Below are 16485 nucleotides of genomic sequence, written 5' to 3' on the forward strand. Positions count from 1 at the left end.
GGTTCGGTCCGGTGGGCTCAGCCCAGCACCCGCGCGTCCGCGGGCACCTCCTTGAGCACCCGCTCGTAGAGCACCTCCAGCAGCCACCGCCCGAACAGCGACGGCCCGAACTCGGTCGACCGGTCCTCCGGCGGCACCACCAGCTCGGCCACGCCGGACGGGTCCACCGCGACGACCCCGATGCCGTAGTAGTCCAGCTCGATCAGCGGCCACGACTGGCCGCCCTGCGGCGCCGGCAGCACCACCGAGCACGGCGCGAGCGTCATCAGCGTCCCGCACGACTGCAACGCGCGGTCCACCGTCGACTCGCCCACGAGGACGCCCACCAGCTCCACCGCGGGCACGGGCAGCTGGTCGTGGGCGGCGGGCTCGAACCACGAGCGGAACCACGAGGGATCGGCCTGCGGCGGCCAGCCGTTCGCACTGCGCCACTCGTGCACGTCGGCGCGGACCCGCACGACGGCCGAGACCTGGTGACCCAGCACGGCGACGTCTGGGACGACGACGCCGCGCCAACCCAACGCCGAGGCGGCACGGTGGAGGAGCGGTTGCACTCGGGCATCCTAGAACTGGTTGCGGTTTCAATGACAGACCTGTCGGCGCGGTGGGTGTCGACCCGGACGCCGAGGGTGATCAGGGAGCCGATCGACCCACGCGCAAGGCCCACAGGACCAGCGGGACCTGGAGGGGCAGCCGCCCGTACGCGATCGCCCTGGCCTTCGGCGACTTCGCCTTCGCCCGGTAGTCGAGGGCCATCTTCACGTTCGCCGGGAACACGGCCGCGAAGAACACCGCCGCCAGCCTCGCGCCCAGCCGGCGCGTGCGCGGCAGGGCGACCACCGCGGCCAGCGCCACCTCCGCGACCCCGGAGGCGTAGGTCCAGGTCCGCGGCTCGCCGGGCAGCGAACGCGGCACGATCGAGTCGTACGGACGCGGCTTGGCGAAGTGCGTGGCGCCGGCCGCGCCGAGCAGACCCGCCAGCGCGAGCGCCGACCACGATCGGGAACGAGTGGGTTCCATGGGACCCACCCTGTCACGTCGACCCGCGAACTGCGCTCCCGGGGTTATCCTCCCGCAACGTGAGCGGTGATCCCGAAAAACCGGAACATCCCGAGCGGGCGGCCGTGGCCGCGTTCGCCGACGACTTCGTGGCCGGGCTGCGCGAGTGGCTGGCCATCCCGTCGATCGGCGCCGACCCGGCGCACCGCGGCGACGTGCTCGCCTCCGCCCACTGGCTCGCCGCGGCGCTGCGCCGCGACGGCTGGCCCGACGTCCGGGTCTGGGACGCGGGCCCCGCCCTGCCCGCCGTGTACGCCTGCCTGCCCGCCGACGACCCCGACGCGCCGACCGTGCTGGTCTACGGCCACCACGACGTGCAGCCGGTCGACCCGGTCGCGCGGTGGCACCACCCGCCGTTCGAGCCGACCCTCGTCGGCGAGGAGCTGTTCGGGCGCGGCGCGAGCGACGACAAGGGGCAGGTCGCGATGCACCTGCTCGGCGTCCGGGCCCACCTCGCCGCCACCGGCGCCACCCGGCCGGCGGTGACGCTGAAGCTGTTCGTGGAGGGCGAGGAGGAGTCCGGCTCGCCCCACCTGACCCGCCTGCTCGACGACCACCGCGACGACCTCGCGTGCGACCTGGTGGTGTTCACCGACACCCCGCTGTACGCGCGGGACGCCCCCACCGTCTGCACCGGCCAGCGCGGCGTCTACGGCGCGGAGGTCGTGTTCACCGGTGGCGAGTCCGACGTGCACTCCGGCCGCGCCGGCGGCGGCGTGCCCAACCCGGCCACCGCCGTCGCCAGGCTCGTCGCCGCACTCCACGACGACGACGGGCGCGTCCGCCTGCGCGACTTCTACACCGACGTGGTGGAGCCCACCGAGGCCGAGCGCGCCGACTACGCGGCCCTGCCGTTCGACGAGGCCGAGTGGCTCGCCCACGCCGGCGGCGCGCAGGCCCCGTCCGGCGAGTCCGGCTGGTCCACCCTGGAACGCGTGTGGGTGCGCCCGACCGCCGAGGTCAACGGCATCCGCGGCGGCTACACCGGCCCCGGCCTGAAGACGATCGTGCCCGCCGAGGCGTCGGTGAAGCTCTCGTTCCGGCTCGTGCCCGACCAGCGGCCCGAGCGGGTCGCCGACGCGCTGCGCGAGTTCGTGCGGACCCACACCCCACCCGGCCTGCGCTCCGAGGTGATCGCGGCCGGCGACGGCGCCCCGCCCTACGCGGTGGACGTGGCGCACCCGGCGGTCGGCGCGGTGCGCGACGCCCTGGAGGCCGCGTTCGAGCAGCCCGTGAGGTTCAGCCGGACGGGCGGCTCCGGCCCGGCGGCGCTGCTGCACGGGCGGCTCGGCGTGCCGGTCGTGTACCTGGGGGCGACGTTGCCGGATGATCGCATCCACGCGCCGAACGAGCGCGTCGTCGTGCCCCAGCTGCTCCGCGGCGCCGAGGCCGCCGCCAGGCTGTGGCGGCTACTCCCGGAGAGGTTGTCATGATCCGCCGGACCCACCACGGCGAGCCGCTGGCCGAGCGACCCGGCCACTCGCTCGTCGGCGTGATCAGGATGCCGGACTCGTCGCAGAGCCCGGTCCGCGCGATCGTCAAGCGGGTCATCGGCGCCACCGCCGCCCTCACGGCCGCGGTCCTGATCGTCTACCTCGGCCGGGACGGCTACCGCGACGTCAACGAGGACGGCCTGTCCCTGCTGGACGCGGTGTACTACGCGACGGTGTCGCTGTCCACCACCGGCTACGGCGACATCACACCCGTCACCTCCCACGCCCGCCTGGTCAACGTCCTGGTGATCACGCCCCTGCGGGTGCTGTTCCTGATCGTGCTGGTCGGCACGACCCTAGAAGTGCTCACCGAGCGTTCGCGCCAGGCGCTGCGCATCCAGAAGTGGAGGACCAAGGTGCGGGACCACGTGGTGGTCATCGGTTACGGGACGAAGGGCAGGTCCGCGGTGAGCGCCCTCATGGGCGACGGCATGGACCCCGGTCAGATCGTCATCGTGGACACCTCCCAGGAAGCCCTCGACGCCGCCTCGGCCATCGGCCTGGTCACCGTCCACGGCTCGGGCACCAGCAACGACGTGCTGCGCGTGGCGGGCGTGCCCAGGGCCAGGGCCGTGGTGGTGGCCGCCAACCGCGACGACACGGCGGTCCTGGTCACCCTCACCGCCCGCGAGCTGGCGCCGAAGGCCCAGGTGGTCGCCTCGGTGCGCGAACGCGAGAACGAACACCTCCTGCGCCAGTCCGGAGCCGACTCCGTCGTCGTCTCCAGCGAGACGGCGGGCCGCCTCCTCGGCATGGCGACGGCCACCCCGTCGGTGGTCGACATGGTCGAGGACCTGCTCACCCCCGACGCCGGCCTGGCCATCGCCGAACGGGACGTGGAACCCTCCGAGGTCGGCGGCTCCCCACGACACCTCCCGGACATCGTGCTGGGCGTGGTCCGCGAAGGCACCCTCTACCGCATCGACGCCCCGGAAGCCGACGCCGTGGAAGCCGGCGACCGCCTCCTCTACGTCAAGAAGGTCACCATGCCCAAGGAGAAGGAGCCAGGGCGGTAGCGGGGAGCCGCGGGCAGCAGGCAGCCACCACCCGAACCGGACCCGGCCACCACCCGGACCGCTGCGGCCATCACCCACACAGCACTCCCCGCAGCGCCCGGACCGGTCCACCCTGCCTCAGCCCACGCACCCACCGTCACTCCGCAAGCGGCAACCGCACCACGAACGCCGCCCCGTCCCCATGCGCCCCGTCCCCATGCGCTCGGTCCCCGATCGTCCCGTCCCTGCTCGTCCCCTCCCTGCTCGTCCCGTCCCCGTCCCCGTGCCTCTCCTCCCCGTGCCTCTCCTCCCCGTTGGTCCTGTCCCTGTTCGTCTCGGCACCGGTCATGCCCTGAACAGCGTCCACAACCCCCTTCATCCTCAGCGTCGGCTCGTCGACCTCGTCCAGCATCAACGCGTCGACCCGGTAGGCATCCGTGCAGGTCAGCTCCCCGCCGTGCGCCCGCACCACCCCGCGCGCGATGGCCAGCCCGAGCCCTGAACCGCCCGACCGCCGATCACGCGCCTCGTCGAGCCGGACCAGCCGGTCGAAGATGCGTTCCCGCTCGTCAGGTGGCACCCCGGGCCCGTTGTCGGACACCACGAGCAGCGCGAACCCACCCGCCGTCGACACGGACAGCCTCACCTGCCCCGAGGGGCCGGTGGCCTGCCGGGCGTTGTCGGCGAGGTTGGCCAGCACCTGCGCCAACCGCTGCGGGTCGCCGGAGACGAACACCGGCACGCCCTCGACCACGATGTCGAAGTCAGGCGCGAGCAGTCGCGTCCGCCCCACCTCGGCCTCGGACAGCGCCAGCAGGTCCACGCGTTCACGGTGCAGTTCGAGCCCGACGTCGATCCTGGCCAGCGCCAGCAGGTCGTCCACCAACCGCCCGGCCCGCCGCGATTCCCGGACCAGCAGCAGGGTCAACCGCTCCCGCTCCTCGGCGTCCGAGGTCTGCATCAACGCCTCGGCCACCGCCTGCACCCCCGCGATGGGTGTCCGCAGCTCGTGCGCCGCGTCGGCCACGAACCTCTTGGTCCTCTCCTCCGATCCCTCCAACGAGTCCAACATGTCGTCGAACGCGGCCGCCGTCCGACCGAGCTCGTTCTCCACCGACGAGGGGTGGAGCCGGTACCCCCGCTTGCCCCTGGCGATCGAGCGGGCCAGCGTGGCCATCGCGTCCAACGGCGCCAACGCCCGCCGCACCGTCCACACCAGTGCCGCCGCCGTCACCGCCAACGCGCCGAACCCGACCAGCAGCAGCAACCGCCGCAGCCGCACCTGCGCGGCCGTGATCACCGCCACCTCGGCGTAGAGCGTGATCGCCGATCCGTCCACCAGTTCCCGGTCGACCTGGTTGGCCACCCCCTCCACAGGAGCTTTCCCGAACACCGTCCCGTCCGGCATGACCAGCCGGACCTCCACACCCCGGCCCTCCAACCGGCCGGCCAGCTCCGCCCCGCGCACGTCCTGCTTGACCAACTGCTGCGCCACCCGCGCCTTCTCCAGCAACGCGGTCTCGACGTCCCGCTTGGACTGGGCCGCGAACAGCCCGTCCACCAGCAGCACGACCCCGAGCAGAACCACCCCGAGCACGCCGAGCGCGTACAGCGTGACCCGACGTCGCAGCGAGACGGTCCGCAGGCTCACGTCTCGTCGGCCCTGAGCACGTAGCCCAGACCCCGCACGGTGTGGAGCAGGCGGGGACCGTGCTCCTCCAACTTCCGGCGAAGGGCGCTGACGTGCACCTCCACGAGGTTGGGGTCGTAGTCCTCGTAACCCCACACCGCAGTGAGGATCTGCGTCTTGCCCATCACCCGCCCGCGCTGCGCCGCCAGGTACCGCAGCAGCCGCAACTCGGTGGCGGTCAGCTCGACCGGCCTGCTCCCGCGCAACACCACCGCCGAGTCCGCGTCGACCACGAGGTCACCGATCTGCACGGTGGACGGCGTGCGCCCCAGCCGCCGCAGCACCGCACTGACCCGCGCGACCAGCTCCGCCAGCACGAACGGCTTCACCACGTAGTCGTCCGCGCCCCGGTCCAGCCCCCGCAGCCGGTCGGACACGCCGTCCCGGGCGGTCAGCATCACCACCCCGGCCCCGCTGGTCCGCCGGATCACCTCCAGCAACGTGAAGCCGTCCCGACCGGGCAGCATCACGTCGAGCACCACCAGGTCCGGGCGGAACCGGCTCAGCTCGCCTTCCAGGTCCCGGCCGTCCGGCCGGACCTGCACCTGGTAACCCGCGTCCCGGAGGGCGGAGCTCACCGCCGCACCGATCGCTTCCGCGTCCTCGATCACCAGCACCCTGGCAGCAGTCGACACCTCCTCATTCTGCGACGCCCCGGCCGCGATTCCCCATCGCTCCACCCCGGAACCACCACGGGTCGAACCCGACGACCAACCTTTTCCACCGAGACCGAAAGAAACCGCGGCGAACCGCTACGAGCCGGCGGGCCCGAGGAGCGGATCGGCGCGCGAGGCCGCACGGGCGGCACGTCCTCGCGTGTCGAGCCGGCCGGACCTGAGCTCGAACCCGGACCTATCCCGAAGTCGAGCCCGAAGCCGAAGCCGAGCCTGAGTCCGAAGCCGAAGCCGAGCCTGAGTCCGAAGCCGAGCCCGAAGCCGAGCCCGAAGCCGAGCCGGAAGCCGAACCCGGGCCTGCTCGGACCCGACCCCAAGCCCCGAACCCGGCACTCGGCGACCGCGATCGATCAGGCCACCGTCGAGCACGACGGCCCCCGGCGCGTGACGCGACTCCTCGCCCCGGTGGACCACCTCGACCCGGGCGATCAGCCGCCCGACCCCGGGAGCGAATCCCGCTCCCCACCAGGGGCCCGACCTGTCCGATGACTTTCGACGGCTTGTTCATGGGTCTATTTTCGAACAGGCGTTCGACGGCCGGCAAGATCACGATCGAGTGACTTGAGGCGGGCGGGAACACCCGTCGGGCCCCACGACAACCGCCCCTCCCGTCTGCGACCATCCACGCTGTGGCGGTTCCGCGAAGCCCGGCGAGGTGGGCGCTGATCCTGCTGGTCACGGGACTGGTGGGCATCGCGGCGGCGATCGCCCTGTGGTGGCCGGGCACGTCGACCGGAACCCGCCCGGCCTCCGCCACCGTCGTCGAACCGGCCTCCTGCGGCAGCGCGGACGCCTACGACCGCGTCGAGTTCGAACTCGACGGCGAGGTGCGCACCGCCAGGCTCGACGGCTGCGGCCACCAGGAGAACGAGGTCGTCGACATCGTCCTCCCCGCCGAGACCAGCGGCGAGTTCACCGTCCAGGCGGCCGCCAGCGCCCCCGCCGGAATGCCGCTGGAGATCAGGCTGGCCGCGACGCTGCTGTGCCTGAGCGGCCTCGCCGGCGGCCTGTACGCCCACCTGCTGACCAGGCGTCCTCAGCCCACGGCCGCCGTCGTCGCGGCGTAGGTGTTGCACGACGTCGTCATCCCCGTGCTGAACCCGTTCGTGGCCCACTGGGCCTGGTTCGCGGGGTTGCCGTGCGCGTTCTCCTCGGCGGGCTGCTCCACCGCGTACCGGAAGTCCTCCGCCGCCTCGGCGGCCAGCGCGGGCCCGATCGACCCGGCCGCCGCCGACAGGAACATCCCGGCGAAGCAGTTCGCCTGCAACTCCAGCCGCCGCGACATCTCCAGGCCCGCCGGCGTCCGCTCACCCGCGGCCACGATCTTGCTGTCCGCCGCGCGCAGCATCCCGCTCAGCGCCTGCACGTGGTGCCCGTACTCGTGCGCCAACGTCGCCAGGTGCGACCCGGCGCGCTCGCCGCCGCCGTTGTCGCGCAGCCGCCGCGTGGGCATGTAGATGGTCCGGTTGCGACCGCAGTAGTAGGCCACGGCCTCGCTCTCCGCCGGCGCGGAGCCGCAGGGACCCTCGGCCAGTTCCGGGGTCGTGTCCAGCGCGGGCGGCGAGAACGGCAGGTTCGCCTGCTCCAGCACGGGCCGCCACGCCTGGTCGAGGCACGCCGTGCCGGCCTCGTAGTACGTCGACAGCTGGCCGTCCGACAGCCCGAACCCCGGCAGCGTGCACGCCACAGCGGGCAGCTTGGTGGGCGTGACCAGCAGCGGGTGGTCGGCGAGCCGGTGCACGGCCCGTGGCCGCGGCTCCTCCGTGCCCCTCGCGGGATCGGGCGTCACGTCCGGAGCGGCCACCGGTCGCCCTTCGATCCGCCGGGAGGACTCCACCTGGGTCACCGCACCGAGGCCCAGCACGCAGGACACGATCAACGAGAACACACCGATGAGCACGATCGGGTTGTTCTTGGGCTGGTCGGGTGTGCGCACGGTCCTCCAGTCGGGTCAGCTGACTTCCGCCGCGCCGGCCACCCAAGTGTTGCACGCGCTGGTGTTGTTGTTCTTGAACCCGTGGTTCACCCAGGCCGAGTTCCGCTCGGGCGCGCCGTGGTCCCGGTTGGGGTAGATGGGGTAGTCGCCGCGGTTGCCCGCGTCGGTCAGCGCGACCGAGATGACGTCACCGGGCACCGCGCCGTGCGACAGCGGGGCCAGCGTCATCCCGCCGAAGCAGGTCGCCTGGAGCTCCTTGCGCCGGTTCAGCTCCAGGCCCGCGGGGGTGTCCCAGCCGCCCTGCTCGTACTGAGCCTCGCCGGACGCCCGCAGGATGCCGGAGAGCCACTGGACGTGGTGGCCGTACTCGTGGGCGAGTTGGCCCAGGTACTTGCCCGGGTGGTTGGGGTTGGCCGTGCCCTGTTCGTTCGCGTAGTGGTTGGGCGTCCAGTAGATGGTGCCGTCGCAGTACATGGCGGTGCGGTCGGGTCCCATGGAGCCGCACGTGTTGGTGATCTGCGAGGTCACCATGACCAGCTCGACCGGCTGGTAGGGCAGGTTGGCCTTGGTGAACGACGGCTTCCACATCGCCTCGACGCACGGCAGCGCGGCGCGCAGGAACTGGTCCTGCCCCGCCGGCGAGTAGTCCATCGCGGGCAGCGGGCAGCCCGCGATGTCGAACGCGCCCAGGTCCGCCGAGTGGATCGGGTTGTCGCCCAGCGCGATCACGGCCTTCGGGCCGGCCTGCGTCGTGCTGGTGGACGGCCTGGTCGTGCTGTCCGCGGTGGTCGGAGAATCACTGGTGGTGGTCGTGGGTTCAGGCGAATAGGTGTAACTCGAATACCCGGAGTAACCGGAGTCGCCGGCCTGGCTGGAGTCGCGGGTCGCCGCGACGACGCCGATGGTCGCGATGCCGAGCACCACGAAACCGATCAGCAGCACCGCCACCAGCGGCCCCTTGCTCCTGGGGCGCGGCATCGGCGGGTAGGGCATCGGCGGCGGACCCCACCCCGGCGGCGGTCCGGGCGGTGGGCCCCAGCTGACGGGCGGCGGCTGCGGCGCGGCCATCGGCGGCCCGGCGTTCGGTCCGGGCCAGGGCGGCGGCGGTCCGACCTGCTGCGGCCCTGGTCCCATCGGGGGAGGACCACCGGGGTGAGGTCCCGGGGGCTGCCGCCCACCGGGTGGGGGACCGGTCGGCGGGGGCTGCTGGACGGGCCACTGGCGGGTCGGCGGGGGCTGCTGGTGGTGCAGCGGCGCGGGCACCGGAGGAGGCCCAACCGGTCGTGGCGGCGGCCAGCCACCCGGCGGTGGTGGTTGCGTCATCGCTGGTGGTCCCCCATGTCGCGGATGCCCGAATCAGCATTGGAGCTTAGGGGAACTCCGCTATTCTGCGCGGCCGTGTTGAGAAACTGGGGAGCTGTCGCGATCTGCGTGATCGCGCTGGGCACGGGCGCGGGTGTCGCGGTGACGCAACCGGGCAGCCCGGCCGGTCTGCCCGGGACGGTCAGCGCCGATGTGCGCCTGAAACTGGAGCGCGACGGCCGGTTGACCGTGACCGAGGTGGTGACCGTCCCCGAAGGAAAATCAGCCAATCGTGTGGTCCCGCTACGCATCGCGGTCGGCGGCAACCGCGACCGCGTGTACGAGGTCGTCGACGCGCGAGTGGACGGCGAGGGCACCACTACAGCATCGGCCGACGAACTGGCGATCGCACTCCGGGCGGGCACGTCCACCGTCACCTACGCGGTCGTCGGCGCCGTCGCGCAGATCGGCGACACCCTGGAACTGCGCTGGCAGCCCGCGAGCGGCTGGGACACCGCGCTGGACTCCGTCACCGTCTCGGTGATCGCGCCGGACGCGCCGCGGTCGGTGAACTGCCTGGCCGGCGAGCCGGGCACGGCGACACCGTGCACCACGGCGGAGCTGGGCGACGGGCGCGGCGTGCGGGCCACGGAGATCGGCCTGGCGCCCGGCGAGCGGGTCGACGTGGCGGTCGGCCTCCAGGACGGAGCGGCGCCGGCCAACGCGCGCGTGGTGGAGTCCTCCGGCCTGGCCGCGGCGTTCGCGCTGACCCCCGCGACCGGCGTCGGGCTCGGCGCCCTGGTCCTGCTGCTGCTCGGCGGGGCGGTGCTGCTGTGGTACCTCCGCGGTCGCGACGCGCGCGCCCTGGCCGGCGACGTCGGACCGGTGGCCGTGCTGGTCGCCGACCCGGCCGGGCGCGTGGCGTTCGCCTCGCCGGACGGCGTGCTGCCCGGTCAGGTCGGCACCGTGGTCGACGAGCACGTGGACGTGGTCGACGTGACCGCGACGATCGTCGACCTCGCGGTGCGCAACTACGTGTGGATCGAGGAGGTCGGCGGGCTGGACTGGCGGTTCGTCCGCCGCAACCCGGCCGACCCGTCGCTGTCGGGGTACGAGCGCGCGGTCTACGAGGCGCTGCTGCCCGACGGGGTGGACGCGGTGCTGCTGTCCGAGCTGCGCGGTCGGCGGATCGACCTGTCACGCGTGCGGGACGCGCTGTACGCCGACGTGGTGGCGAAGAACTGGTTCGCGCGGCGGCCGGACGCCGAGCGGAACCTGTGGTGGTGGGCCGGGGTCGGGCTCGGCGTGCTCGGCGCGGCGCTGACCGCGGTGTTGGCGCTGGTCGGGACCGGTGCGCTGGTCGGTCTGGTGGTGATCGCGGCGGGTGTGGCGCTGGCGCTGGGCGCGCGCTCGATGCCCGCGCGGACGAAGCGGGGCAGCGCCCTGCTGGAGCACGTGCGGGGGTTGCGCGGGTACCTGCACACGGCGACGCCCCAGGACATCCCCGAGGCGGATCGGGAGATGGTGTTCTCGCGGTCGCTGCCTTACGCGGTGGTGCTGGGGGAGACGGAGCGGTGGTTGGCGGCGTTCGCCGGGACCCGGCCGGGGCTGTACTGGTTCGGCGAGGCGGAGCAGGGCGGTGACCTGGGGCGTTTCGCGCACCGGTTCCCCGCGTTCCTGGGCGCGCTGGACGGGGTCCTGGCGCAGGCCGGGCACCTGCGGTCGCTGCGGGGCTGACATCACCACCCGATAGAGATCTTGCCCCCCGTCGAACACCCGTTCGACAATGACACGGTCCGACCACCACCCCGCGGGCGGCGGGTGAGGGGGCCGGGCGCGGCGGCCGAAGCCGGTCCGGTGTCCAAGCGCGTGGCTCCACCGGGCGGGCGGCAGGTCGGAACGGCCCGCGTTCCCGGGTGCACCCGGGTCGGTCGGGGCGTCGAAGTGGCGGTCGGCCGGTCCGAGCCCGGCCGGTTCGCGGTGGGCGCAACGGGACGGCGCGGCCGGCGGGTGACCTGCGGCCCGAGTGGCGGTCCGAACCCGTAGGCTGCGTCCATGGCGCTACCCGAACTGCACAGGTTCACGCTCCCCAACGGCCTGCGGGTGGTGTTCGCACCAGACCGCAGCGCCCCGGTCGTCGGGGTGAGTGTGCACTACGACGTGGGATTCCGCTCCGAACCGGAGGGGCGGACGGGGTTCGCGCACCTCTTCGAGCACCTGATGTTCCAGGGCAGCGAGAGCCTGGAGAAGCTCGCGCACTTCCGGCACGTGCAGTCCTCGGGTGGCACGTTCAACGGCTCCACGCACCCTGATTACACCGACTACTACGAGGTGCTGCCGTCGGCGGCACTGGAGCGGGCGCTGTTCCTCGAAGCGGACCGCATGCGGGCTCCGAAGATCACCGAGGAGAACCTGCGCAACCAGATCGATGTGGTGAAGGAGGAGATCCGACTCAACGTCCTGAACCGACCGTACGGGGGGTTCCCCTGGATCCTCCTGCCACCGGTCCTGTTCCAGACCTTCCCGAACGCGCACAACGGCTACGGCGACTTCACCGACCTGGAGAACGCCACCGTGGACGACTGCGCCGCGTTCTTCGACACCTACTACGCGCCGAGCAACGCCGTGCTGACGGTGGCGGGCGACTTCGACGTGGAGACGGCGAAGGCGCTGGTCGAGAAGCACTTCGACGACGTGCCGGCCCGTCCGGCGCCGTCCCGGAAGTCCTTCGCCGAGGCTGCGCCGAAGGGCGAGCTGCGCGCCGAGCACACCGACCCGCACGCCCCGATGCCCGCGCTCGCCCTGGGTTACCGCATCCCGGACCCGGTGAACGAGGTGGAGGGCTACCTCGCCTACCTGGTCCTGGCCGGGGTGCTGACCGACGGCGACGGGTCGCGGCTCCAGCAGCGGCTGGTGCACCGCGACCGGCTCGTGGTGGAGGTCGGCGCCGGGTGCGGTCTGTTCGGGCCGCTGGAGGCGCGCGACCCCGACACGTTCAGCATCACCGCGATCCACCCCTCCGAGGTGACCGTCGAGCAGATCATCGCGGTGGTGGACGAGGAGCTGCTGCGGCTGGCCGAGGAAGGGCCGACCGCGCAGGAGCTGGCGAAGATCACCGCTCGCTGGGTGTCGACCATGCACCGCGAGCACGACCGGCTGACCAGCCGGACGCTGGGCCTCGGATCGGCCGAGCTGCTGTTCGGGCGGGCCGAGCTGCTGTACGAGCTGCCGGAGAAGCTGTCCGGCATCACCACCGACGAGGTCGCCGCCGCGGCCAAGGCGCTGCGGCCGGACTCGCGCGCCGTCCTGATCCTCAACCCGGCCACCGGAGGTAACGAGTGAGCGCCCCGACCAAGCACCGCAGCGCCGAGGAGATCGGCCGTACGGCGCTCGGGCCTCGCCCGTTCCCGGAGCTGGGAGAGCAGCGGGCGGCGGCGGACCTGGACACCGTCGACACGACGCTGGCCAACGGCCTGCGGGTGATCGCGGTGCGCCGGTCGTCGGTGCCGCTGGTGGAGCTGCGGGTGCGGATCCCGTTCGGGGACCCGGCGACCTCCAGCACGGGCTCGACGCACGCGGCCCGCGCCGAGCTGCTGGCCAGCACCGTGCTGACCGGCACCGCGACCCGCAGCCGGGTGGACGTCGACACCGAGCTGGCGCTGGTCGGCGGCGAGCTGGACGCGGCGGTGGACCCGGAGCGGCTGTCGTTCACCGGCAACGCGCTGGTGGCCGGCCTCGACACCGTCCTGGACGTGCTGCGGGACGCGCTGACCGGCGCGACCTACCCGGACCACGAGGTGGAGCGTGAGCGGGAGCGGCTGGTCGAGCGGATCCGGCTCGCGCGGTCGCAGCCGAGCGTGATCGCGCGGGAGTCGCTCCAGCGGCACCTGTACGGCGACCACCCGTACGCCAAGGAGATGCCCGAGGCGGACGAGGTGTCGTCCGTGACGCGCGACGACGTGCTGGCCCTGCACGCGGCGGCCGTGCTGCCGCGGGGTGCGGTGCTGGTGCTGGTCGGCGACGTGGCGCCGGACGCGGCGGTGCGGGCGATCGAGAACGCGCTGGGCGGGTGGACCGCCGAGGGCGCCGCGGTGACGCCGTCGCCGCTGCCGGTGGTCCGGGGCGGCGACGTGCTGCTGGTGCACCGGCCGGGTGCGGTGCAGTCGCAGATCAGGCTCGCCGCGCGCGGTCTGGTGCGCACCGACGAGCGCTACCCGGCGTTGCAGCTGGCGAACCTGGTGTACGGCGGGTTCTTCTCCTCGCGCCTGGTGGAGAACATCCGCGAGGACAAGGGCTACACCTACCACGCGCGGTCGTACCCGGAGTTCACGCCGGGCGGCGCGGCGCTGCTGGTGGACGCCGACACGGCGAGCGAGGCCACCGCGGCGGCGCTGCTGGAGACCCGCTACGAGCTGGGCAGGATGGCCCTGGTGCCGCCGTCCGAGGCCGAGGTGGACACCACCCGCCGGTACGCCATCGGGGCGCTGCTGACCGCGACGTCGTCGCAGGGCGGGCTGGCGTCGTTCCTGGTGAACCTCGCCGGCCTGGGGCTGGGCGTGGACTGGTTCCTCGCGCACCCGGGGCGGCTGGCCTCGGTCACCGTCGAGCAGGTGGCCGAGGTGGCGCTGGAGTTCTTCGCGCCCAGCGCGTTCACCGGCGTGCTGGTGGGCGACGCCGACAAGCTGACGCCGCAGCTGCGGGCGCTGGGAGGTGTGGCCCTGCCGTGAGCTTCGAGCTGGTGGAGCTGCCGGCGCTCTCGCGGTTCACCGTCGACCGGCGGGAACCGCTGCGCGGTGACGGGGCGCGCATCGCGCAGCTGTGGCCGAAGGCGCGGGTCATCACCATCGACGTGCACGGCCGGGCCCAGGTGGTCGACCGGGGGACGCGCCTGGTCGACCGGCCCGCCACCGACTTCGGCGACGGGCCGCCGGACACCGCCGTCCTGCTCGGCGAGCAGGACGGCGTGGCCTACTGGGCGGTGCCGCTGACCGAGGACGAGACGGACGTGGCGGCGCCGGCCAGGCGGGTGTGGTCCCAGCCGGAGCTGACCGACGACCCGCAGTGGGTGGACCTGCGGGCCGTCGGGGCGCTGCTGGACGACACCGGCGCGGGCCTGTTCACCTCGGCGGTGGCGCTGTTCCACTGGCACCGCTCGGCGAGGTTCTGCTCGGTGTGCGGCGGTCCGACGGAGTCGATCAAGTCGGGTTGGGCGCGGGTCTGCGAGCAGTGCGGACACGAGGAGTACCCGCGCACCGACGCGGCCGTGATCTGCCTGGTGCACGACGGCGCCGACCGGGTGCTGCTCGCCCGCGGCGCGGGCTGGCCGGAGGGGCGGTACTCGGTGCTGGCCGGGTTCGTCGAGGCCGGTGAGTCATTGGAGGCGTGCGTCGCGCGGGAGATCGAGGAGGAGGTCGGCGTCGAGGTGGGCGGCATCCGCTACCTCGGGAGCCAGCCGTGGCCGTTCCCGCGGTCGCTCATGGTGGGCTTCGAGGCGGTGGCCGACCCGACCGAACCGCTGCGCTTGGCCGACGGCGAGATCGCCCAGGCCAAGTGGGTCGACCGGGCCGACGTGCGACGGGCGCTGGCCGAGCCGGGCAGCGTGCCGGACCTGCTGCTCGCGCCGGGTGCGTCCATCGCCTACCGGATGATCCAGTCCTGGGTGGCCGCCGGCTAGGACGGCCCGGGATCGGGAACCGTCACCTGGGCGAGTGGTGACGTGCTCGGCCGGCGGGTCGGGCGGGTGGTGGCGCGTGGGCAGCGGGGGCGTTGACGACCGGCAGCGCGAGCCTGCGACAGGGTTGGTCAGTGGCTCTGACGTGGCGGCGCGGGTCGGACCGTGCGGGCGGGGACGGGGGCCGGCGCGGTGGTGTGGGTGAGGCGTTGCGGGTCGGCTGGTGTCGGCGTGGTGCCCTGACCGGCGGTCTCCGTTCGGGCGCTTCCCACAGGGTGGTCCGCGCGGAAAGTGGCGGGGGCGCACGGCCAATCGGGCTCCTCCGGGGGTACGCGGGGGATAACGTCGTATGTCCACCGCGCCTTTGTGGCAGGACATCGCCAACTGGCCTGATGGGGGTCGCTGTGCACCGCAAGCTGACCGTGCGCGACCTGCGCGCCGGCAACCGGGCGCGGGTGCTGCGCGCGCTGTACTTCGACCAGCCGCGCAGTCGGCAGGAGTTGGCCGGCATCACCGGGTTGAGCCAGGCGTCGGTCAGCAACGTGGTGGGCGAGCTGATCTCCGAGGGCGTCGTGGTGGAGGCCGGGCAGGTCGACTCGGACGGCGGGCGGCCCCGCGTGCTGCTGCGGGTCAACCCCGCGTACGCGGCGGTGGTCGGGGTCGACGTCGGTGAGACGCACGTGCTGGTCGAGGTGTTCGACCTGACCCTGCGGCGGCTGGCCGAGGCCACCTCGCCGATGGGGCCGGACGTGCACTCGGTCGACGAGGTGGCGAAGCGCGTCCTCGACGGCCTGGACCGCTGCCTGCGCGACAGCGGGGTGCAGGACGTGCTCGGCGTGGGCATCGGCGTGCCCGGGTTCGTCGAGCGGGGCCTGGTCTACGCGCAGACCGTGGGCTGGCACGGCGTCGCCCTGGAGCGGATGTTGCGCGCGGGCACCGACCTGCCGTTGTTCCTGGACAACGGCGCGAACACGTTGGGCCAGGCCGAGGTCTGGTTCGGCGCGGGCCGCGGCGCGGGTGACGCGGTGGTCGCGCTGATCGGGTCGGGCGTCGGCGCGAGCGTCATCGCGGGCGGCGTGCTCTACCGGGGCTCGTCGGGCGGCGCGGGGGAGTGGGGGCACACGACCGTGGCCCTCGACGGCAGGCCCTGCCGGTGCGGGGCCCGGGGGTGCCTGGAGGCGTACATCGGCGCGTCCGGCGTGGTCGAGCGGTACCGGGCGGTCGAACCGCACGTGCCCGCCGAGCAGGAGGCGGCGTTGGCCGCGCTGGTCGCCGACGGGTCGGGGGCCGCGCGGGACGTGCTCACCGAGGCCGCCCGCTACACGGGCCTGGGCATCGCGAACCTGATCAACCTGTTCAACCCGTCGCGCGTCATCGTCGGCGGCTGGGCCGGGCTGCTGCTCGGCGCCCGCATCCTGGACGACGTCCGCGCCGAGGCCGCCCGCCACGCGCTGCACCGGCCGTTCGAGCAGGCGTCGATCACCCTGTGCGAACTGGGTCCGGAGTCGGTGGCCCTCGGTGCGGCGACGCTGCCGGTGGCCGAGTTCTTCGCTGCGGGCGGGGTGCGCCGCCAGGCGCCCAGCCGCGCGGGTTAACCCCTTCGGCCCACCGCCGTCAGCACGCTGTCGACCACCGCGCCTATGCCGCTGTCCGACCGGATCGAGC

Annotated in this window: 14 protein-coding genes; 8 read left to right on the top strand and 6 right to left on the bottom strand. The window is 73.4% G+C overall.

Annotation, left to right across the window (positions count from 1 at the left end; genetic code table 11):
* Window positions 1-17: 17 nt before the first annotated feature.
* On the bottom strand, window positions 18-554 hold the full coding sequence (locus Q5530_RS32245) for a hypothetical protein (RefSeq protein WP_380641002.1): 537 nt from the start codon (window positions 552-554) through the stop codon (window positions 18-20).
* 79 nt (window positions 555-633) lie between these two features.
* The gene (locus tag Q5530_RS32250; RefSeq protein ID WP_415366584.1) at window positions 634-1020 is read right to left on the bottom strand and encodes a hypothetical protein; all 387 of its coding nucleotides are present in this window, start codon (window positions 1018-1020) and stop codon (window positions 634-636) included.
* A 59-nt stretch (window positions 1021-1079) separates the two neighbouring features.
* On the opposite strand from Q5530_RS32250, the gene Q5530_RS32255 reads away from it, so the two are divergent.
* Window positions 1080-2492 carry a M20/M25/M40 family metallo-hydrolase gene (locus tag Q5530_RS32255; protein ID WP_415366585.1) on the top strand — a complete coding sequence of 471 codons (1413 nt, stop codon included), beginning with the start codon at window positions 1080-1082 and terminating at the stop codon, window positions 2490-2492.
* The gene (locus tag Q5530_RS32260; RefSeq protein ID WP_380641007.1) at window positions 2489-3568 is read left to right on the top strand and encodes a potassium channel family protein; all 1080 of its coding nucleotides are present in this window, start codon (window positions 2489-2491) and stop codon (window positions 3566-3568) included. Before Q5530_RS32255 ends, Q5530_RS32260 begins: the two co-directional genes overlap by 4 nt.
* 136 nt (window positions 3569-3704) lie before the next feature.
* Here the strand turns inward: Q5530_RS32260 and Q5530_RS32265 are convergent, their stop codons facing one another.
* A complete protein-coding gene (locus Q5530_RS32265) occupies window positions 3705-5198 on the bottom strand; it encodes a sensor histidine kinase (RefSeq protein WP_415366586.1) in 1494 nt (497 codons plus the stop codon).
* A complete protein-coding gene (locus Q5530_RS32270) occupies window positions 5195-5872 on the bottom strand; it encodes a response regulator transcription factor (protein ID WP_380641011.1) in 678 nt (225 codons plus the stop codon). Before Q5530_RS32270 ends, Q5530_RS32265 begins: the two co-directional genes overlap by 4 nt.
* Before the next feature lie 668 nt (window positions 5873-6540).
* Between Q5530_RS32270 and Q5530_RS32275 the strand changes: the two genes are divergently transcribed.
* Entirely contained in the window at window positions 6541-6978 is a 438-nt protein-coding gene (locus Q5530_RS32275; protein WP_415366587.1) for a hypothetical protein, read from the top strand.
* Here the strand turns inward: Q5530_RS32275 and Q5530_RS32280 are convergent.
* Both Q5530_RS32280 and Q5530_RS32285 read right to left on the bottom strand, forming a co-directional pair.
* Window positions 6948-7847, bottom strand: coding sequence for a neutral zinc metallopeptidase (locus Q5530_RS32280; RefSeq protein ID WP_415366588.1), 900 nt, complete (start codon window positions 7845-7847; stop codon window positions 6948-6950). The genes Q5530_RS32275 and Q5530_RS32280 overlap by 31 nt on opposite strands.
* Window positions 7848-7862: 15 nt before the next feature.
* Window positions 7863-8825 carry a neutral zinc metallopeptidase gene (locus tag Q5530_RS32285; protein ID WP_415366589.1) on the bottom strand — a complete coding sequence of 321 codons (963 nt, stop codon included), beginning with the start codon at window positions 8823-8825 and terminating at the stop codon, window positions 7863-7865.
* A gap of 420 nt (window positions 8826-9245) precedes the next feature.
* Here Q5530_RS32285 and Q5530_RS32290 point away from each other — a divergent pair, with 420 nt between their 5' ends.
* The 5 genes from Q5530_RS32290 (at window position 9246) to Q5530_RS32310 (ending at window position 16415) form a co-directional block, all read left to right on the top strand.
* The gene (locus Q5530_RS32290) at window positions 9246-10886 is read left to right on the top strand and encodes a DUF2207 domain-containing protein (RefSeq protein ID WP_415366590.1); all 1641 of its coding nucleotides are present in this window, start codon (window positions 9246-9248) and stop codon (window positions 10884-10886) included.
* 318 nt (window positions 10887-11204) lie between these two features.
* Window positions 11205-12491: a M16 family metallopeptidase gene (locus tag Q5530_RS32295; protein ID WP_415366591.1), complete on the top strand. Its 1287-nt coding sequence runs from the start codon at window positions 11205-11207 to the stop codon at window positions 12489-12491.
* Window positions 12488-13876 carry a M16 family metallopeptidase gene (locus tag Q5530_RS32300; RefSeq protein WP_380641022.1) on the top strand — a complete coding sequence of 463 codons (1389 nt, stop codon included), beginning with the start codon at window positions 12488-12490 and terminating at the stop codon, window positions 13874-13876. Before Q5530_RS32295 ends, Q5530_RS32300 begins: the two co-directional genes overlap by 4 nt.
* Window positions 13873-14823, top strand: a complete 951-nt coding sequence (nudC, locus tag Q5530_RS32305; protein WP_415366592.1) for an NAD(+) diphosphatase — start codon at window positions 13873-13875, stop codon at window positions 14821-14823. The genes Q5530_RS32300 and nudC overlap by 4 nt, the downstream gene beginning before the upstream one ends.
* A gap of 389 nt (window positions 14824-15212) precedes the next feature.
* Window positions 15213-16415: an ROK family protein gene (locus tag Q5530_RS32310; protein WP_415366593.1), complete on the top strand. Its 1203-nt coding sequence runs from the start codon at window positions 15213-15215 to the stop codon at window positions 16413-16415.
* Window positions 16416-16485 lie beyond the last annotated feature (70 nt).

Origin of the sequence: Saccharothrix sp. BKS2 (genome assembly GCF_047689505.1) — a bacterium.
Lineage (GTDB): Bacteria > Actinomycetota > Actinomycetes > Mycobacteriales > Pseudonocardiaceae > Actinosynnema > Actinosynnema lopnurensis.

Coding starts and splice junctions, on each gene's coding strand:
- Q5530_RS32250 (WP_415366584.1), bottom strand. CDS start 1,020: ATGGAACCCACTCGTTCCCGATCGTGGTCGGCGCTCGCGCTGGCGGGT.
- Q5530_RS32260 (WP_380641007.1), top strand. CDS start 2,489: ATGATCCGCCGGACCCACCACGGCGAGCCGCTGGCCGAGCGACCCGGC.
- Q5530_RS32285 (WP_415366589.1), bottom strand. CDS start 8,825: ATGCCGCGCCCCAGGAGCAAGGGGCCGCTGGTGGCGGTGCTGCTGATC.
- Q5530_RS32295 (WP_415366591.1), top strand. CDS start 11,205: ATGGCGCTACCCGAACTGCACAGGTTCACGCTCCCCAACGGCCTGCGG.
- Q5530_RS32310 (WP_415366593.1), top strand. CDS start 15,213: ATGGGGGTCGCTGTGCACCGCAAGCTGACCGTGCGCGACCTGCGCGCC.